Source organism: Ancylobacter defluvii, assembly GCF_018390605.1.
GTDB lineage: Bacteria > Pseudomonadota > Alphaproteobacteria > Rhizobiales > Xanthobacteraceae > Ancylobacter > Ancylobacter defluvii.
Genome location: NZ_JAHBGD010000012.1, coordinates 92,226 through 111,840, shown reverse-complemented (window position 1 = coordinate 111,840; position 19,615 = coordinate 92,226). Strand labels below are relative to the sequence as shown.

Below are 19,615 nucleotides of genomic sequence, written 5' to 3'. Positions count from 1 at the left end.
CCGGCCGGGATCGCGTCGCGCAGTGTGACGGTCCGGCAACAGGACTAAGGTCGTCATCCGGCCGTCAGAAGCCGGTACCAACGATAGGACGGCCGCCGCGACGGCGCGCGGACCGAGGCAGGAGACGGACATGGGTGTCGAAGGCTTTCTCGCCAGCGAAGACGAGCGCGCGGCGCGCCAGCTGGTGGAACAGGCGGATCTCATCACGCAGGCGACCGAGGGCGACATGCCGCCGCGCTTCGCCAGCCGCCTGTTCGGGCGGGCCGTGGCCGAGGATGTACGGCTCTATACCGCGCAGGAACTCGCCGAGCTGGCCCGGCGCGCCCATGAGCATCTCGCCCGGCGCACCGCCGGCGCCGCGGATGTCCGCGTCGAGCTGCCGGAAGTGGTGCCGGGCGGCGAGCGCCTCGGCGAGGTGACGGTGATCGAGATCGTCAACGACGACATGCCGTTCCTGCTCGATTCGGCGATGGCGGCGTTGAACGAGCGCAACCTCACCGCCTCGCTGGTGGTGCATCCGATCTTCAAGGTCGAGCGCGACCGGCAGGGAGGGCTGGTCGGCATCGCCGCCCAGGGCGCGCCGAAGGACCCGCACCAGAAGCGCGAGAGCCTGATTCACATCCACGTGCCGCGCCTTGCCGATGCCGGCGAGCGCGAGGCGCTGGCGGCCGAGTTGGTCGCGGTGATGGCGCAGGTGCGCGCCGCGGTGACCGACTGGAAGCCGATGCTCGGCGAGGTCGAGGCGGCGCTGGCCGATCTGCGCGGCGCGCCGGCCAGCGTGCCGGTGGACGAGGCGGCCGAGGCGGTCGCCTTCCTCGAATGGCTGCTGGCCGACAATTTCACCTTCCTCGGTACCCGCCACTACGATCTCGAAGCCGGCGGCCTGTTCGTCCGGCGCACGGCAGGTGCGTTCGGCCTGCTCGCCGACCTGGAGATGCGGCTGTTCCGCCGCCAGCTCGATCCCACGGCGGTGAGCGCCGACCTGTCGCTGGTGCTGGCGGATGCCAGCCCGCTGGTGGTCACCCGCTCGCGCACGCTGGCCCAGGTGCATCGCCGCACCTGGATGGATGTGGTGGTGGTCAAGCGCTACGACGCGCAGGGACGGGTGATCGGCGGCCTCGCCATTGCCGGCCTGTTCACCTCCACCGCCTATACGCGCTCGCTGTCGGTGATCCCGCTGCTGCGCCGCAAGGCGCTGAAGGTGATCGAGCGCGCCGGCTTCGATCCGTCGAGCCATTCCGGCAAGGCGCTGGCCAGCGTGTTGGAGAACTTCCCGCGCGACGAGCTGTTCCAGATCGACGAGGCCACGCTGTTCCACTTCGCGCTGGCCATCCTCCAGCTCGACGAGCATCCGCGGGTGCGGGTGCTGGCGTGGCGCGAACGCTTCGATCGCTTCGTCTCGGTGCTGGTCTACGTGCCGCGCGACCGCTACGGCTCGGAGGTGCGCCAGCGCATCGGCGACCTGCTGGCGGCGAGCTTCGGCGGCAAGGTGGTGACCTTCAAGCCGCTGTTCCTCGACGGGCCGCTGACGCGGGTGCACTTCACCATCGAGCGCGACGAGGGAACCGCGCAGGCGGATCCCGGCCGCGCCGAGCTGGAGGCGGCGGTCGGCGAGATCATCCGCACCTGGGAGGACGTGTTCGCCGGCGCCATCGGCCTCGTCTATCCGCAGGAGACGACGGCGCGGCTGCGCGCGCGCTATGGCCATGCCTTCCCCGCCGGCTATCAGGACAGCAACACGCCGCAGACCGCGCTGGCCGACCTTCGGCTGATCGAACGGCTCGGCGAAGCGGCTCCGGTCGCCATCGACTTCCACAAGCCGGAGCAGGGCGCGGGAGGCGAGCGGGCCGGGCTCAAGGTGCTGAGCTACAAGGTGCCGCGGCTGCTCTCCGAGCGGGTGCCGCTGCTGGAGGCGATGGGTTTCCTTGTGGTCGACGAGCGCACCTTCACCGTCGAACCGGAGGGGCTGGCGCCGATCTATGTCCACGACATGGTGCTCGCCCGGCGCGGCGGCGGCGAGATCGACCTCGACATATTGGAGCAGCGCCTGCATGCCTGCCTGATGGCGGTGCTGCACGGCCAGGCGGAAAGCGACGGTTTCAACGCGCTGGTGCTGAACGCCCGCCTGGACTGGCGCGACATCGCGCTCATCCGCACGCTGGCGCGCTATCTGCGGCAGATCGGCTCGCCCTACAGCCAGGACTATCTGTGGACGGCGCTGAACGCCCATCCGGCCATCGTCGACCGGCTGGTGGCATTGTTCCACGCGCGCTTCGACCCGTCCGTCGCCGGCGACCGCGACGCGCGGGGGGCGACGATCCGTGCCGAGATCGAGGCGGCGCTCGCCGAGGTGCAGAGCCTCGACGACGACCGTATCCTGCGGGCCTTCGCCGATCTGGTCGGGGCGGCGATGCGGACCAATTTCTTCCAGACCACGGCGAATGGCGAACCCAAGCCGGCGATCGCGGTGAAGTTCCTCAGCCACAAGGTCGAGGGCCTGCCGCTGCCCAAGCCGCTGTTCGAGATCTTCGTGCATTCGCCGCGGGTGGAGGGCATCCATCTGCGCTTCGGCCGGGTGGCGCGCGGAGGCCTGCGCTGGTCCGACCGGCCGCAGGACTTCCGCACCGAGGTGCTCGGCCTCGTCAAGGCGCAGCAGGTGAAGAACGCGGTGATCGTGCCGGTGGGCGCCAAGGGCGGGTTCGTGCCCAAGCACCTGCCGACCGGCCCGCGCGAGGCGGTGCAGGCGGAGGGCACGGAAGCCTACAAGCTGTTCGTCTCCTCGCTGCTCGACCTCACCGACAACATTGACGGCGCCGAGATCGACCACCCGCCGCGCGTGGTGCGCCACGACGAGGACGACCCCTATCTGGTGGTCGCCGCCGACAAGGGCACCGCGACCTTCTCCGACACCGCCAACGGGCTTTCCGAGGCGCGCGGCTTCTGGCTCGGCGATGCCTTCGCCTCCGGCGGCTCGGTCGGCTACGACCACAAGGGCATGGGCATCACCGCGCGCGGCGCCTGGGAGGCGGTGCGCCGCCACTTCCGCGAGATGGACACCGACATCCGGGTGACGCCGTTCACCGTGGCCGGCGTCGGCGACATGTCGGGCGACGTGTTCGGCAACGGCATGCTGTTGGAGAACACCATCAAGCTGGTGGCCGCCTTCGACCATCGCGACATCTTCCTCGACCCGACCCCGGATCCGCTGTCCTCGCTCGCCGAGCGCAAGCGGCTGTTCGCGCTGCCGCGCTCCTCCTGGCAGGACTACGACAAATCGCTGATCTCGCCGGGCGGCGGCATTTACTCCCGCGCCGCCAAGAGCATCCCGCTCGCCCCGGCGGTGCGCGAGGCGCTCGGCTTCGACCGCTCCTCCGCCTCGCCGGCCGAGGTGATCAGCGCCATATTGCGCGCGCCGGTCGACCTTTTGTGGTTCGGCGGGATCGGCACCTATATCCGCGCCGCGGGCGAGACCGATGCCCATGCCGGCGACCGCGCCAATGACGCGGTGCGCATCGCCGCCACCGAGCTTCGGGCCAAGGTGATCGGCGAGGGCGCCAATCTCGGCGTTACCCAGCGCGCCCGCATCGAGGCGGCCAAGCGCGGCGTGCGGCTCAACACCGACGCCATCGACAATTCCGCCGGGGTGAACACCTCCGACGTCGAGGTGAACATCAAGATCGCCCTCGGCGCGGCCAGTCGCGACGGCCGGCTCGACGCCCGGGCGCGCGCGGAACTGCTCGCCAGCATGACCGACGAGGTGGCGGCGCTGGTGCTGCGCAACAACTACCTGCAGACGCTGGCGCTCTCGCTGGCCGAGCGGCGGGCGGCAAGCGAGCTCACCTTCCACCAGCGGCTGATGCAGCGGCTCGAGGAACGCGGCCTGCTCGACCGCGCCGTCGAGTATCTGCCCGGCGATGGCGAGATCAACGAGCGGCGCGGACGCGGCGAAGGCCTCACGCGGCCGGAACTCGCGGTGCTGCTGGCCTATGCCAAACTCACCGCGCATGCCGACCTGCTCGATACCGACGTGCCGGACGACCCGTATCTCGCCCGCGAGCTCACCGCCTATTTCCCGCCGGAGCTGAATGCCCGCTTCCCCGACGGGGTCGAGGGGCACCGGCTGCGGCGCGACATCATCGCCACACGGCTCTCCAACGCCGTGATCAACCATGGCGGCCCGGCCTTCCTCGCCCGGCTCATCGATGCCACCGGCGCCGATATCGGCTCGATCGCCAAGGCCTTCGCGGTGGTGCGCGACGGCTTCGACCTCGACGGCCTCAACCGGGCGATCGACGCGCTGGACGGGCGCACCGCCGGCGCCGTGCAGCTCGACCTCTACGCGGCGGTGCAGGACCTGCTGCTCGACCGCACCGTGTGGTTCCTGCGCAATGTCGACCTGCGCCACAGCCTCGACGAGCTGGTGTCGCATTACGCCGCCGGCGTGCCGCCGGTGGTGGAGGCGCTGAAGGGCACGGTGCGCGAGCTGATCCCGGAGGAGACGCGGGCGCTCCACGATGCCCGCATCGCCCAGTGGACGCAGGCGGGGGTGCCGGAGGAACTGGCGCGCCGGGTCGGCCGGCTGCCGGCGGTGGAGAACGCCACCGACATCGTGCTGATCGCCGACCGCACCAAGGCGCCGATCGCCGAGGTGGCGACCACCTTCTTCGCCGTCGGGCTGCATTTCCGCCTCGACCGCATCATGTCGGCGGCGCGGGGACTGGCGGTCACCGATTATTACGACCGGTTGGCGCTGGAGCGGGCGCTGGTGGCCTTCGAGATCGCGGTGCGGCGGCTCACCGCCGAGGTGATCGAGAGCCAGGGGCCGGGCGCCGGCGGCGTCGCCGCCTGGGCGGCGGCACGGTCGGTGGAGGTCGAGCGCACACGCGCCGCCGTGCACGAGATCGCCGGCTCGGGCCTCAGCGTCTCCAAGCTGTCGGTGGCGGCGAGCCTGCTCGGCGACCTGGTGCGAGGGTAGGTGCGAACAGAGGTCTGACTGGCGCGCCTTTTGCTTGTGCGACGTATGCGGGCCTTGTCTTAGCCTTGGGCGTGGACCGATATCCGGGCGGCGGGCGAGTTCCTGCCGGCCGGGTGTCGCCTCCGGCGTTCATCAGACGTTCCGCCTCCGATCATCAGGCTGGGCAGGGATCCCCGCCATGTGGCTCTTTTCCCCGCCGGTCGAGCCGCTTCTCGTGGTCGACCGGATCGTCAGTCTTGGCGCCTTGTGCGAGGTCGCCTATCAGACGCGCCGCCTGTCGCGCACCGGCCGCGCCTACCCTTTCGACTGGTGGGACACGCCGTTTCACGGTGTGCTTACCGTGCTGGAGACGGGGGCGGCCGAGGTGTTCGCGGCGGCCAACATCGTCAAGGTGCCGACCGGGCGCGGCAACCTTTCGGCCTTCTGCTCGCGTCTCTCCGAGACCATCCATCAGCACGAATTTTCCGCGCGCGAGGATGTGCTCGCCATGGATGCGGCGGAGATCGAGCGTCGTCTCGTCCCGAAATACCGCGCGCTCCATCATCGCCTGATCGCCGACTGCGCCTTGGGCACGACGCTGTTCGTGCGCCAGCGCAGTCCGCGCTACGATGTGGAGGGCGCGGCGCTGGAGGCGACGCTCGACCGCCTTCATGCCGCGCTGTCGCGCTTTGCGGCCGATCCGAGGCTGCTGCTGCTCGACTATCCGCCGGTGGCGCCGCGCCCCTGGCTGATCGCGGCGCAGGTGCCATGCTATCGCGATCGCAGGGATCTCGGCTCACGGCGGGGCTGGAACGAGGTGTTCCGGACACACGGCATCGTCTGCCGGGCGTCCGGCGAAGATTTCGGTATCGAGGATCTGCGGGCGAGCTTCGCCGGAGCGTCCTCGCTCGCCACCGCGATCCGCCGTGCCATGCGGAAGCGCCGGGCCTTGCGGCGCGGCGCCGACTGAGACGCTACGCCGCCGCGGGCTTCTTGTTCTGGCGCTGGGAGATGAGGTCGTTCACCACGCCGGGATCGGCCAGCGTCGAGGTGTCGCCGAGATTGCCGAACTCGTCCTCGGCGATCTTGCGCAGGATGCGGCGCATGATCTTGCCGGAGCGGGTCTTGGGCAGGCCGGGGGCGAACTGCACGAGGTCCGGCGAGGCGATGGGACCGATCTCGCGGCGCACCCAGGCGACGAGTTCCTTGCGCAGCTCCTCGCTGGGCTCGACCCCGGACATCAGCGTCACATAGGCATAGATGCCCTGGCCCTTGATGTCGTGCGGATAGCCGACCACCGCGGCTTCCGACACCTTGGGATGGGCGACCAGGGCGCTCTCCACCTCGGCCGTGCCCATGCGGTGGCCGGAGACGTTGATGACGTCGTCGACGCGGCCGGTGATCCAGTAATAGCCGTCGTCGTCGCGGCGGCAGCCGTCGCCGGTGAAGTACTTGTTGGGATAGGCGGAGAAATAGGTCTGCATGAAGCGCTCATGGTCGCCATAGACCGTGCGCATCTGGCCGGGCCATGAATCGGCGATGACGAGATTGCCCTCGCTGGCGCCTTCCAGCACCTTGCCCTCGGCATCCACTACCTGCGGCACGATGCCGAAGAACGGCTGCGTCGCCGAGCCGGGCTTCAGCCGGGTGGCGCCGGGCAGCGGGGTGATGAGGATGCCGCCGGTCTCGGTCTGCCACCAGGTGTCGACGATCGGGCAGCGGTCGTCGCCGACCACGCGGTGATACCACTCCCAGGCTTCCGGGTTGATCGGCTCGCCGACCGAGCCGAGCAGGCGCAGCGATGCGCGGGAGGTCTTGCGCACGGGTTCATCGCCAGCCTGCATCAGCGCGCGGATGGCGGTAGGGGCGGTGTAGAAGATGTTGACCTGGTGCTTGTCGATGACCTCCCAGAAGCGGGAGTTGGTCGGGTAGTTCGGCACGCCCTCGAACATCAGCGTGGTGGCGCCGTTGGCGAGCGGGCCATAGACGATGTAGCTGTGGCCGGTGACCCAACCGACATCCGCAGTGCACCAGTAGATGTCGCCGTCGTGATAGTCGAAGACGTATTGATGCGTCATCGCGGCGTAGACGAGATAGCCGCCGGTGGTGTGCAGCACCCCCTTGGGGGTGCCGGTCGATCCCGAGGTGTAAAGGATGAACAGCGGATCCTCGGCGTTCATCGGCGTCGCCGGGCATTCGCTGGTCACCAGGTCGGCGGCGGCGTGGTACCAGACGTCGCGGCCGGGCTCCATCTCGACCGCGCCGCCGGTGCGCTTGACCACGATGACATGGTCGACGCCGCCTTCCACCTTGGCGATGGCGGCGTCGACATTGGCCTTCAGCGGCACCTTGCGGCCGCCGCGCAGGCCTTCGTCGGCGGTGATGATCACCTTGGAATCGCAGTCGCGGATGCGGCTGGCCAGGCTGTCCGGCGAGAAGCCGGCGAAGACGATGGAATGCACCGCGCCGAGCCGGGCGCAGGCCAGCATGGCAAAGGCGGCCTCGGGGATCATCGGCAGGTAGATGGTGACGCGGTCGCCCTTCTCGACATTGCGGTTGCGCAGCACGTTGGCGAAGCGGCAGACCTCGTCATGCAGCTCCTGATAGGTGATCTTGCGCGACTGGGACGGGTCGTCGCCCTCCCAGATGATGGCAACCTGATCGCCGCGGGTCTCCAGATGCCGGTCGATGCAGTTCCAGGCGACATTGGTGACGCCGTCCTCGAACCATTTGATCGACACCGCGCCGGGCGCGAAGGAGGTGTTCTTCACCACCGTATAGGGCTCGAACCAGTCGATCCGCTTGCCTTCCTCGCCCCAGAACGCCTCCGGGTCGTGCACCGAGGCCTCGTACTTGGCCCGATAGCCATGATCGTCGAGAAACGCCCGCTGCGCCCACGCGGTCGGAACGTCGTAAATCTTTTCGGACATTGGCGTTTTCCTTCACCCCTGCGCTGGCGCGCCTTATCTTGCTTCTAAGGAATTATGGGCAGACGGCTCGCTCGCGACAAGCGTGGGAGGCGCGAGACTTTGGTCGGTATGTAGTCGCCCGGATGTTTCTAGCCGGCTATGCCCGGCCGCCAGACCGAGGTGCGCTTGATCTCGCTGTCTTCCAGCTCGCGCGACACCGGCACGCCATATTCGGCGATCCGCGTCAGCCGCTCGCGCGGCAGGTAGCTGCGGCCGGGATCGCCGATCCACACCGCCGCGCCGCGGGCGGCGAGCGCTTCCAGCCAGGCAAACACCTCGGCGGCAAGATCGCGCTCATAGGCGATGTCGCCGGCCAGCACCACCTCCCAGCCCTCGTCGCGGCCGAGCACGTTGTACTGGCAGGGCGTGATCGCATCGAGGCCGTTCAGCTCGGCATTGAGCGCGATGGCGGCGCGGGCGAAAGGGTCGATGTCGGCGGCCTCGACCACGAGAGCGCCGGCACGGCGGGCCGCGAGCGCGACCAGGCCGGAGCCTGCGGCGAAATCGAGCACCCGCTTGCCGCGCACGATGTCCGGGTTATCCAACACATGGCGGGCGAGCGCCTGGCCACCGGCCCAGGCGAAGGCCCAGAACGGCGGCGGCAGGCCGATCTCGCCGAGCTGCTCCTCGGTACGCTGCCAGATCGGCACCGCCTCGTCGGCGACATAGAGCCGGATCTCGGGCACCAGCGGCACCGGGCGCGGAAGGGTCTCTGCACGGATGAAGGCTTCGGGGTCGCGGATGCTTTCCGTCACTTGCCTTTCCGTCACTTGGCCCCGGCCATGGACAGGACGATGTCCCATTCCTCATCGGTGACCGGCTGCACGGAGAGGCGGGAGAAGCGCATCAGCGCCATTTCGGAGAGGCGCGGTTCGGCCTTGATGGCGGCGAGCGTCACCGGATGGGGCAGGCCCTCCACCGCCTTGATGTCGACCATGACGAACTTGCCCGTCGGGTCGGAAGGATCGGGATAGGCCTCCTTGATCACCTCGACGATGCCGACGATCTCCTTGCCCTCGTTGGAGTGGTAGAAGAAGCCGCGATCGCCGCGCTTCATCGCCAGAAGCTGCTGCTTGGCCAGATGGTTGCGCACGCCGTCCCAATGGGTGCCCTTGGCGCCGGCCTCGAGCTGGTTCTGCCAGGACCATTTGAAGGGTTCGGATTTGTACAGCCAGTGCGCCATGCTTAGCCTTCCGCTTTCTGAGGCCGCGCCAGCAGCGAGCCTATCGCCTGTTCGATGTCGTCGCGCCCGGACAGCACCGCCTCGACGGCGCTGGCGATCGGCATGTCGATGCCGGCCCGCTCCGCCATCGCCACCAGCACCGAGGCGGTGAACGCGCCTTCGGCAAGCTTGCCGTTGGGAGGGAATTGGTTGGTCCTGCCGAGGCTGAGCCCGAGCGCGTAGTTCCGCGACTGCGGCGAGGAACAGGTGAGGATCAGGTCGCCCAGTCCCGACAGCCCGGTGAGGGTTTCCGGGCGGGCGCCATAGGCGCGGCCGAAGCGCGACAGCTCGGCGAAGCCGCGGGCGATCAGCGCCGCCGCGGCGCTGGCGCCAAGCTCGCGCCCGCCGACGATGCCAGCGGCGATGGCGAGCACGTTCTTAGCGGCGCCGCCGATCTCCACGCCGCGCACATCGTCGCTGTGATAGAGCCGGAACGACGGCGATCCCAGCGCGGTGCACAGCGCCTCGGCGAGGCCGAAATCCTGTACCGCCAGGGTGACGGCGGTCGGCAGGCCGGCGGCGACGTCGGCGGCGAAGCTGGGGCCGGAGAGGATGCCCGGCACCGCGCGCGGGCAGGCCTCGGCGAGCACCTGGGTCATGAACAGCGAGGTGCCGCGCTCGATCCCCTTGGCGCAGGTGACCACCGGGGTGCCGTCCTTCAGTTGCGGGGCGATGGCGGCCGCCGCCTCGCGGCTGGCCTGCGCCGGGACCACCAGCAGCACCGCGTCGCAATCCGACAGCACGTGCAGCGAGGGGGAGGGCGAGACCGAGGCGGCGATCTCGACGCCGGGCAGGTGGGTCTCGTTGCGCCGGGTGCGGGCCATGGCCTCCATCGCCGCCCGGTCGCGGCCCCACAGCACCACCTCCCGGCCGGCGCGGGCGGCGGCATTGGCCAGCGCCGTGCCCCAGGCGCCGGCGCCGACCACGCCGATGCGGCGGAAGCGCGCACTCATGCGGCGGGCAAGGTTGCGGCGGGGACGGGTTGGGCGGCGTCGACCTCCGCCAGCGGCCAGCGGGCGCGGGGGGAGAATTCGAGGCCGTCGCGGCGGCCCAGAGCGAGGCGTTCCGCCCCGGCCCAGGCGATCATGGCGCCGTTATCGGTGCACAGTTCCGGCGGCGGCACCGCGAGACGGGTGCCGCCATCGGCCGCGACCTTGTGCAGGGCGCGCCGCACCGCCTGATTGGCGCCGACGCCGCCCGCCAGCACCAGCGCGCTCGGGGCATGGCCGCGCTCGCGCATGGCGCGCAGCCCGTAGCGCACCCGATCGGTGACGACATCGACGATGGCGGCCTGGAAGCCGGCGCAGAGATCCTCCACGTCGTGATCGGACAGCGGGGCTATCCTCAGCGCCTCCAGCCTTACCGCGGTCTTGAGGCCGGACAGAGAGAAGTTCGGCTCCGGCCGGCCGAGCAGCGGGCGCGGCAGGGCGAAGCGGTTCGGGTCGCCGCCGAGCGCGGCGCGCTCCACCGCTGGGCCGCCGGGATAGGGCAGGCCGAGCATCTTGCCCGTTTTGTCGAAGGCCTCGCCGATGGCGTCGTCAATGGTGCCGCCGAGCTTCTCGTAGCGGCCGACGCCGGTGACGCAGACCAGCTGGGTGTGCCCGCCGGAGACCAGCAGCAGCAGATAGGGGAACGGCACCGAATCGGTGAGCCGCGCGGTGAGCGCATGCGCCTCGAGGTGGTTGACCGCCACCAGCGGCTTGCGGGCGGCGAGCGCCAGCGCCTTGGCGGTGGTGAGCCCGACGATGACGCCGCCGATCAGCCCCGGCCCGGCGGCGGCGGCGATGCCGTTGAGATCGGCTAGGGTGACGCCGGCGGCGCGCAGGGCGCGGGCGATGACGTCGTCCAGCACCTCGACATGGGCGCGGGCGGCGATCTCCGGCACCACGCCGCCATAGGCCGCATGTTCGTCGAATTGCGACAGCACGATATTGGAGAGGATCGAGCCGCTGCCGTCCTCGCGCCGGCGCACCACGGCCGCCGCCGTCTCGTCGCAGGTGGTCTCGATGCCGAGCAGCAGAAGATCGCTCATTGACTTTCCATGGGTGGGCGGTGTTCTGAACCGCTGACGAACCGCTAGCATCGCAGGACCTCATGACGCAATCGCTTCCACATGAGCCCCCCCGGCCGGTCGCCCCCAGGCTCCGGCTCGGCACGCGCGGCAGCCCGCTGGCGCTGTGGCAGGCGCATGCGGTGCAGGGCGCCCTGCTCAAGGCGCATGGCTGGCATGAGGGCGCGGTCGCGATCGAGGTGATCCGCACCACCGGCGACGCCATCACCGACCGGGCGCTGGCGCAGGCCGGCGGCAAGGGGCTGTTCACCAAGGAGCTGGAGGAAGCGCTGCTCGACCGGCGCATCGACCTCGCGGTGCATTCGGCCAAGGACATGGCGACCAAGCTGCCGGAGGGGCTGATCCTCGGCGGCTATCTGCCGCGCGCCGATGTGCGCGACGCGCTGGTGCTGCCGGCCGGGCAGGCGCCGCATGAGGGCCACCCGCTGGCCAGCCTGAAGCGCGGGGCGCGGGTCGGCACCGCGTCACTTCGCCGTGAAGCGCAGCTCCGGCGGCTGCGGCCGGATATCGAAGTGGCGCTGCTGCGCGGCAATGTGCAGACGCGGCTCAGCAAGGTCGACAGCGGCGAGTTCGACGCCACCCTGCTCGCACTGGCCGGGCTGACCCGGCTCGGGCTGCAGGACCGCGCCAGCGCGCTGCTCGGCACCGCGGATTTCCTGCCGGCGGTGGGGCAGGGGGCGGTCGCCATCGAGACACGCGACGGCGATGACGAGGTCGCGGCGCTGCTGGCCCCGGTGGCCTGCGGCCGGACCGGGCTCGCCGTCAGCGTCGAGCGCGCCTATCTCGCCGAGCTCGACGGCTCCTGCCGCACCCCGATCGGCGGGCTTGCCGAGGTGGACGGGGTGGAGCTGCGTTTCCGCGGCATGGTGCTCAAGCCGGACGGCAGCGCCTATTACGAGATCGTCCGCCATGGGCCGGCTTCCGAGGCGATAGAGCTCGGCCGCCGCTGGGGCCGCGAGATGAAGCGCATGCTGCCCGCCGGGCTGTTCGGAGGGTGATGTGACCTGGTCGCGTTTTCTGCGCGCGAACCGCCCGCTGCGCGCGGCCTCGCCGGAGTGAGCCGATGCGGGTGCTGGTGACGCGGCCGCAGCCCGATGCCGACGCCACGGCGGCGCGGCTGGTGGCGGCCGGGCATGAGGCGCTGGTCGAGCCGATGCTCGCCATCGAGCCGATTCGCGAGGCGCGGTTGCCGGAAGGACGGCCCGACGCGCTGGCGCTGACCAGCGTCAACGGTGCGCGGGCGCTGGGTGCGCGGGCGGAATGGGCGGGACTGAAGCACCTGCCGCTCTTTACCGTCGGCTGGCGCACGGCGCAGGCGGCCCCCGAGGGTGCCGAGCCGCAGGCGGCAGGCGGCGACGGGGCGGCGCTGGTCGCGTTGCTGCGCGCGCGCCTGCCGCGCGGGGCGCGGCTGCTGCATGTCTGCGGCGAGGACCGGGCGGTCGATCTCGGCCCGGCGCTGGCCGGTGACGGCATCGCGGTCGAGCTGTTCACCCTCTATCGCGCGGTGCCGGCGTCGGCGTTGTCGGGCGCGGCGATCGCGGCGGCGCGGAGAGGGCAGATCGACGCAGCCTTCCACTTCTCGCCGCGCACAGCAGCGACGCTGGTGACGCGGGCGGCGGAGGCCGGCATTTCCCGCGAATTGGGGGGCGTCACGCATCTGTGCTTCTCGCCCAAGGTGGCCGCGCCCCTGGCGGCGGCGGGCTGGCCGGTGCGGATTGCCGCAGCACCAAACGAAAACGCGCTTTTCGCGTTATTGTCACCATAAACCATCCGTCCGGCCGGGAGGTTGCGGTGGGCGGACGGGCGGTCTATCCCGGATGGACCGGTGGTAACGAGCGGAAGAGGGACGCACGGTGGCCAAGCGATATGCGCCAAAGCAAGACCCCGCCAAGAAAGAGGCGTCGCAGGAAGCGGCCAATGCTGCGGCTTCGACGCCCGGCGTGTTGAACCCCGATCTCGCCTCTCCTGTCAGCGAACCGGCCGCCGGGCCGTTGCCGGGGGAACCGGCACCGGCCGAGGCGGCCGCCATCGGCCCGGGCGCAACCGCCGCGACGTCCAAGCCGCGCACGCCGCCGGTGGAGACTTCCGCAGAGGCGCCGGCCGAGCCGGTGGATGCGGCCAATGAGGCCTCGCCCGCCTCGCCGCGCCGGCGGCCGATCACCCTCGATCTGCCGGCAAAGGACCTGACCCCGCCGCCACCTCCGCCGCCGCGGCCGGAACCGCCGGCGGCTGCCGGGGGCGACGCCGGTGCCGGCGTGGCGGCGGCCGAGAAGGGCCGCAAGCGGCAGTCGCTCGGGCTCGTCGGCGCGTCGATCCTGGCACTGGCCGCCGGGCTGATGGGCGGCGCGGTGGCTTTCGCGCTGGTGTCGACCTTCTACAGCGCCGAGCAGAACATCGATTCGATCACCGATCTGGAGGCGCGCGCGCTCGACCTGCGCCAGCGCGTCGAGCAGCTGGAGACGCAGCCGGGCCAGCCGGCGCCGGCCGCGCCGACGGTGGTCGCCAGCGTGCCGGCGGAGCTGACCGCTCGCATCGAGGCGCTGGAGGGCGGGCTGACCGCCGCCGACGCCAAGCTCACCGAGGCCGACAATCGGATTGCGGCGCTGGCCGAGGCGCCGGCGCCTGCCGCCGCTCCCGCGGCCTCGCCGGAAGCGTTGCAGCAGGCGGAGGCGCGTATCGCGGCGCTGGAGGGCCGGCTCAATGAGGTGGCGGCGCAGCGCCAGGCGGGGACGCAGGCGGCCCGCGCCGCGGCGGCGCTGGCGACGCTCGGGGCGCTGGAGGCGGCCATCGCCGCCGGCGTGCCCTATGAGACCGAATTGCAGGCGAGCCGGACGCTGCTCGGCGAAAAGGCGGCCGGGCTCTCGGCGCTGGAAGCCGCGGCGCCGACCGGGCTGCCGGCCGGGCCGGCCCTGGCCGGCCGGCTGAAGGCGGCGCTGGCCGAGGCTCCGGCCCCGGCAGACGGCGCGGGCGCCGCGGCGACCGCCGATGCCGGCATCGTCGACAAGCTGTGGAACAGCGCCTCGTCGCTGGTGACCGTGCGCCGCAACAGCGGGGCGGCGGAAGCCTCCAGCGAGCCGGCGATCGCGGCGGCGCAGGACGCGCTCGGGCGCGGCGACGTCGCCGAGGCGCTGACGATCCTGGGCGGTCTGCCCGAGGCATCGAAGCAGAAGCTCGCCGCGGTGATCGGCGCCATGGAGGCGCGGCAGGCCGCGCTGGCCGCCGTCGCCGGGGTGAAACGCCAGCTGATCGCCGACATCGCCGGGAGAACGCCGTGATCCGCCTTGTCATCTATCTCTTCGTCCTCGGCGTCGTCGCCTTCGGCATTGCCTGGCTGGCCGATCGGCCGGGCGCGGTCGCCATCGACTGGCAGGGCTGGCACATCGAAACCAGCGTGCTGGTGGCGGCGAGTGGGCTGCTGGTGCTGCTCGCCGCGGCGATCCTGCTGTGGACGCTGATCCGGGTGATCCTGCGCTCGCCGGAAATGCTGGCGTTCTCCTGGCGCAGCCGGCGGCGCAACCGCGGCTTCGCGGCGGTGACGCGCGGGCTCATCGCGGTGGGCTCCGGCGACGCCATCGGCGCGCGGCGCGCGGCCAACGATGCCGAGCGCTTCCTCGGCCGCGAGCCGCTGGCGCAGCTGCTCGCCGCGCAGGCGGCGCAGCTCTCGGGCGATTCGGCCTCTGCCGAGGCGACCTTCCGCGCCATGACCGAGGCGCCGGCGACCCGGCTGCTCGGCCTGCGTGGCCTGCACATGGAAGCGCGCCGGCGTGGCGACGCTTCCTCGGCGCTGGTCACCGCCGAAGAGGCGGCACGGCACGAGCCCGGCCTTGCCTGGGCGGCGGATGCGGTGATCGAGGCGCGCTGCGTGAAGGGCGATTTCGCCGGCGCGCTCGCCATGCTGGAGCGCGAAGCCTCGCATGGCGGGCTCGACCGCGCCGCGCATCGGCGACGCCGGGCGGTGCTGCTGGCCGCGCAGGCGCAGGGGCTGGAACTCTCCGAGCCGACGGTGGCGCGCGAGAAGGCGGTGGAGGCGACCCGGCTTGCCCCGACGCTGGTGCCGGCCGCCGAGGTGGCGGGACGGCTGCTCGGGCTGGCCGGCGATACCCGCAAGGCGGCGAAGATCCTCGAGACCGCCTATGCGACGACGCCGCATCCCGGCCTCGCCGACGCCTATCTGCATCTGCGCCCCGGCGATGCCGCGCGCGAGCGGCTGAAGCGGGTGCGCACGCTGACCTCGCGGGTGCCCGAGCATACCGAGAGCGCGCTGACCCTCGCCCGCGCCGCCATCGACGCGCAGGAATTCCCGGTGGCGCGCACGGCGCTCGCCCCGCTCACCGCGGCGCCGACGCAGCGGGCCTGCCTGCTGATGGCGGAGCTGGAGGCGGCGGAGGCCGGAGATGTCGGCAAGGCGCGCGAATGGACCGCGCGTGCGGTGCGGGCGCTGCGCGATCCCGCCTGGGTGGCGGATGGCGTGGTCTCCGAGCATTGGGCGCCGATCTCGCCGGTGACCGGCAAGCTCGACGCCTTCCAATGGCAGCTGCCGCCGGGAGTGGCGGCGACGCCGCTGCTGGAGAACGAGGCCGAGCGCGCCAAGGCGGCCATCGCCGCGGTGCTGGAGAGCCGGGCACAGGAAGCTGCCGCAACGGCCGCCTCGGCGCCGGTAATCGACGCCGCGCCGGCGCCGAAGCCGGAAGCCGCGGCGAAGCCCGAGCCGAAACCGGTGCCTACGCCCGAATCGGCATCGCCGCCGGCGAAGCCGCAGCTGGTGCGCGCCGCACCGGCGAGCGTGATCGCCGAACCGCATTTGCCGGACGATCCCGGGCCGGAGCCCTATCCGGAAGACGGCACCAGCGCCAAGCGGCCGACCTTCGGGGTGTGAACCTTCGGTGTCCTGCCGGGCGGAGGTCGATATCCGTGATGGGATGAAGAAGTTCCCGCCAGAAAGCCGGCCGCTCGTCATGCGGCCGGCGGGCACGATGCGGGCCGGAGTACATCCGTCCTGACCTGCATCCATCCGGCGCGGCGCCGACGCAGCGCCTTGAGCCCGGAAGTCGCGTTCTGGTGGGAGGGCCCGACAGGGCGAGGCCGACGACGATCGAGGCCGGCACGCACATGGCGCGACGCCTCTCTCCGACGAGAACCCGTATGAAACGGAGACCGCCGCGACCTTCACCCTGTCGGGAAACGCCCCCGCCAGAAGGCCGGCCGCTCGTCATGCGGCCGGCGGGCACGATGCGGGCCGGAGTACATCCGTCCTGACCTGCATCCATCCGGTGCGGCGCCGACGCAGCGCCCGCGCGAAACGTATTCTTGCCGGAAGTCCCGTTCTGGCTGGGATGAAGCCTATATGGGAGGCGATTTGCGTTGTGCAAGGGCGGTGCCGACGGCTGGCGCCGCATGCGGGGCGGCTGATAGCTTCGCCGCCATGTCTTCCTTCCCCAGCTTCCTGCGGTGGATCGGCTGCGCATGCGCGGCGCGGCCGTTGCACGCCCCCTCCTTGTGGCGGCATGCGAGCTTGGCGCCCACATCGGACGGTGCGGCATGAAAGCCGGACCGAGCCGGACCGCCTGGGGTGTCGCACGGCTGCGCGCGCTGCATCAGCTGCGCGATGGCGGCGTGATCTTCCCCGACCCTTTCGCCATCGCCCTGCTGGGCGAGGATGTCGCGGCGCTGCAGGCCCGGCCGGAAACGCCGGATTCGCGCCGGGTGCGTCGCTTCATCGCCGCGCGCAGCCGCATCGGCGAGGCCTTCCTGGCGCGCGCGGTCGAGCGCGGGGTGCGCCAGGTGGCGATGCTGGGGGCGGGGTTCGATACTTTCGCGCTGCGCAATCCCTATCCCGATCTGCGGGTCTTCGAGATCGATCATCCGGCAACCCAGGAGCACAAGCGGGCCCGCCTGTCGGCCGCAGGGCTGGCAATTCCCGCCGGCCTCCGCCTGGTGCCGGTCGATTTCGAGCGGGATTCCCTGATGGAGGCGCTGAGCGCGGCGGGATTCGAGGCGTCTGCGCCGTGCTTCTTCCTGTGGCTGGGCGTCATCGTCTATCTCACGCCGGATGCGATCGACACGACGTTGCGGCTCATCGCCAGGCTCGGCGATGCCGAGCTGGTGTTCGACTATACCGAGCCGCCGGAGAGCTTTCCCGCGGCCGCGCGGGCGTTCGTCGCCGAGCGGCGGCGCCGGGTCGCCGCGATCGGCGAGCCGTGGGTCAGCCATTTTCGGCGGGAGGAGATGGCCGCGCGGCTGCAGGCGCACGGCTTCGCGCATAGTGAGGATCTCGACGGCGCGGCGATCGAGGACTGGATCACCGCGCACACGCCGGGAATGGCCGGTCGGCGCATTGCCGGCTCGCATCTGGTGCGGGCACGGGTGCTGCGCTGACCCCTTCTCGCCGCCTCAGTGCACCGACTGTCCGGCGCGACGCACCGGGCGACCGGAGGGAGCGGCCGGCGCCCCATGCCGGCCGCCGCCACGGGCGGCCTTGCGCTGAACGCGCTCGTCGAACAGTTCGGCCAGCTTCTCGGTCATGGCGCCGCCCAGCTCCTCGGCATCGACAATTGTGACCGCGCGCTTGTAGTAGCGGGTCACGTCATGGCCGATGCCGATGGCGATCAGTTCGACCGGCGACTTGTCCTCGATCTGCTGGATCACCCAGCGGAGGTGCCGCTCAAGGTAGTTGCCGGGATTCACCGACAGGGTGGAATCGTCGACCGGCGCGCCATCGGAGATCATCATCAGGATGCGGCGCGATTCATTGCGCGCCAGCAGGCGGTTATGCGCCCAGTCGAGCGCCTCGCCGTCGATGTTCTCCTTGAGCAGCCCCTCGCGCATCATCAGGCCGAGATTGCGCCGGGCGCGGCGCCACGGGGCGTCGGCCGACTTGTAGATGATGTGGCGCAGATCGTTCAGTCGGCCGGGCGCCGCCGGCTTGCCGGCGGTGAGCCAGTTCTCGCGCGCCTGCCCGCCCTTCCACGCCTTGGTGGTGAAGCCGAGGATTTCCACCTTCACGCCGCAGCGCTCAAGGGTTCTCGCGAGAATATCCGCGCAGGCGGCGGCCACCGTGATGGGGCGGCCGCGCATGGAGCCGGAATTGTCGAGCAGCAGCGTCACCACGGTGTCGCGGAAGTCGGTGTCGCGCTCGCGCTTGAAGGACAGCGGCTGCATCGGGTCGATGATGACGCGCTGGAGGCGTGCCGGATCGAGCATGCCCTCTTCCAGATCGAACTCCCAGCCACGGTTCTGCTGCGCCATCAGCTTGCGCTGCAGACGATTGGCGAGGCGAGCGACCACGCCCTGCAGATGCGACAGCTGCTTGTCGAGATAGGCGCGCAGCCGGGCGAGCTCCTCGGGGTCGCACAGCTCGTCGGCGCTCACCGTCTCGTCGAAGCGCGGGGTGAAGGCGTGATATTCCGGCGGCTTCGGCTCGGAGGGTACCGCGTTCTGCGGGCGCCAGGGCTCGGAGGATTCGTCCGCTTCCCCGAGCTCGGCGTCGTCGGAGAGCTCGGATTGCGGCTGCTCCTGCTGGTCCTCGCTGTCCTCCGGCGTCTGGTCGGAGGAGAGGTCGGTGTCGACCTCGGTGGTGCCTTCGCTGTTCTCGTCCTGCTCGGCATCGCTGCCCTTGCCGGAATCGTCCTCGCGCTGGTCGTCGGCATCGGTGGAGGGGTCGTTGTTCTCGTCGAAGGGGGCGACGTCCTCGCCCATGCCGAGCGAGGAGAGCAGGTCGCGCATCGCCTCGGCGAAACGCGCCTGATCGCCGGCCTGGCTGACCATCTCGTCGAGCGCGAGGCCGGCGCGCTCCTCGATGAAGCCGCGCCACAGATTGACCATCTCGCGCGCCGCGGCCGGCGGCGCCATGCCGGTCATGCGCTCGCGCAGCATCAGCGCCACCGCGTCTTCCAGCGGGGCGTCGGCGCGGTCGGCGAGCTGGGCGAAATTCGCCTTCTGGTAGCGATCCTCCAGCATGGCGGAGAGGTTGAGCGCCACCCCGTCCATGCGAATGGCGCCCAGCGATTCGCAGCGCGCCTGCTCGGCGGCGTCGAAGGCGGCGCGGGCCTGCTGGCCGATGGGGGTATGCCGCTTGTGCACCTTCGGGTCGTGGCAGGCGAGGCGCAGCGCCATGGAATCGGCGTGGCCGCGCATGATCGCGGCGTCCTGCTTGGTCATGCGTCGCGCCGGCTCCTGCAGCCGGATCCGTCCCTCGGCGAAGCCCGGCTTCTCGGTGCCGAAGCTCACTTCCAGATCCCGGTCGCCGGCGATCGCGCGCAGGCAGCCGGTCACCGCGCGCTTGAGCGGTTCGGTCGGGGCTTCCTTGGGCGGGGTGCGGGTGGGACGGTTGGACGGGTTCGAGCTGCTCATGGCCGGTGCCTTATCGAGAGGGAGCCACGGAAGATCCAAGGCTTTTCCCT

General features: G+C 71.1%; 13 protein-coding genes. 7 read left to right on the top strand and 6 right to left on the bottom strand.

Annotation, left to right across the window (positions count from 1 at the left end):
* Positions 1-130 precede the first annotated feature (130 nt).
* Both KHC24_RS08405 and KHC24_RS08400 read left to right on the top strand, forming a co-directional pair.
* Entirely contained in the window at positions 131-4,975 is a 4,845-nt protein-coding gene (locus KHC24_RS08405; protein ID WP_213362309.1) for an NAD-glutamate dehydrogenase, read from the top strand.
* 178 nt (positions 4,976-5,153) lie between these two features.
* Positions 5,154-5,924, top strand: coding sequence for a DUF1796 family putative cysteine peptidase (locus tag KHC24_RS08400; protein ID WP_213362307.1), 771 nt, complete (start codon positions 5,154-5,156; stop codon positions 5,922-5,924).
* Between the two features lie 4 nt (positions 5,925-5,928).
* Here the strand turns inward: KHC24_RS08400 and acs are convergent, their stop codons facing one another.
* From acs to tsaD, 5 genes are all read right to left on the bottom strand, one after another.
* The gene (acs, locus tag KHC24_RS08395; protein ID WP_213362305.1) at positions 5,929-7,884 is read right to left on the bottom strand and encodes an acetate--CoA ligase; all 1,956 of its coding nucleotides are present in this window, start codon (positions 7,882-7,884) and stop codon (positions 5,929-5,931) included.
* Positions 7,885-8,012: 128 nt separating this feature from the next.
* Complete coding sequence (locus KHC24_RS08390) at positions 8,013-8,726, bottom strand: class I SAM-dependent methyltransferase (RefSeq protein ID WP_213362298.1); 714 nt, start codon at positions 8,724-8,726, stop codon at positions 8,013-8,015.
* Entirely contained in the window at positions 8,690-9,106 is a 417-nt protein-coding gene (locus KHC24_RS08385) for an EVE domain-containing protein (protein WP_213362296.1), read from the bottom strand. The genes KHC24_RS08390 and KHC24_RS08385 overlap by 37 nt, the downstream gene beginning before the upstream one ends.
* Positions 9,107-9,108: 2 nt before the next feature.
* Entirely contained in the window at positions 9,109-10,098 is a 990-nt protein-coding gene (locus KHC24_RS08380; RefSeq protein WP_213362288.1) for an NAD(P)H-dependent glycerol-3-phosphate dehydrogenase, read from the bottom strand.
* On the bottom strand, positions 10,095-11,177 hold the full coding sequence (tsaD, locus tag KHC24_RS08375) for a tRNA (adenosine(37)-N6)-threonylcarbamoyltransferase complex transferase subunit TsaD (protein WP_213362286.1): 1,083 nt from the start codon (positions 11,175-11,177) through the stop codon (positions 10,095-10,097). Before tsaD ends, KHC24_RS08380 begins: the two co-directional genes overlap by 4 nt.
* Positions 11,178-11,239: 62 nt before the next feature.
* Here tsaD and hemC point away from each other — a divergent pair, with 62 nt between their 5' ends.
* The 5 genes from hemC to KHC24_RS08350 all read left to right on the top strand — a co-directional run bounded on the left by hemC (position 11,240) and on the right by KHC24_RS08350 (position 17,591).
* Positions 11,240-12,214 (top strand): hydroxymethylbilane synthase, encoded by a 975-nt coding sequence (gene hemC, locus KHC24_RS08370; RefSeq protein ID WP_213362277.1) that lies wholly within the window; start codon positions 11,240-11,242, stop codon positions 12,212-12,214.
* A 65-nt stretch (positions 12,215-12,279) separates the two neighbouring features.
* The gene (locus KHC24_RS08365; protein WP_213362269.1) at positions 12,280-12,981 is read left to right on the top strand and encodes a uroporphyrinogen-III synthase; all 702 of its coding nucleotides are present in this window, start codon (positions 12,280-12,282) and stop codon (positions 12,979-12,981) included.
* Positions 12,982-13,069: 88 nt separating this feature from the next.
* Positions 13,070-14,491: a hypothetical protein gene (locus tag KHC24_RS08360; RefSeq protein WP_213362267.1), complete on the top strand. Its 1,422-nt coding sequence runs from the start codon at positions 13,070-13,072 to the stop codon at positions 14,489-14,491.
* A complete protein-coding gene (locus KHC24_RS08355; RefSeq protein ID WP_213362265.1) occupies positions 14,488-16,092 on the top strand; it encodes a heme biosynthesis protein HemY in 1,605 nt (534 codons plus the stop codon). The genes KHC24_RS08360 and KHC24_RS08355 overlap by 4 nt, the downstream gene beginning before the upstream one ends.
* A 662-nt stretch (positions 16,093-16,754) precedes the next feature.
* Positions 16,755-17,591, top strand: coding sequence for a class I SAM-dependent methyltransferase (locus tag KHC24_RS08350; protein WP_213362258.1), 837 nt, complete (start codon positions 16,755-16,757; stop codon positions 17,589-17,591).
* A 15-nt stretch (positions 17,592-17,606) separates the two neighbouring features.
* On the opposite strand, the gene cobT is transcribed toward KHC24_RS08350, so the two are convergent.
* Positions 17,607-19,565, bottom strand: a complete 1,959-nt coding sequence (cobT, locus tag KHC24_RS08345; protein WP_213362256.1) for a cobaltochelatase subunit CobT — start codon at positions 19,563-19,565, stop codon at positions 17,607-17,609.
* Positions 19,566-19,615 lie beyond the last annotated feature (50 nt).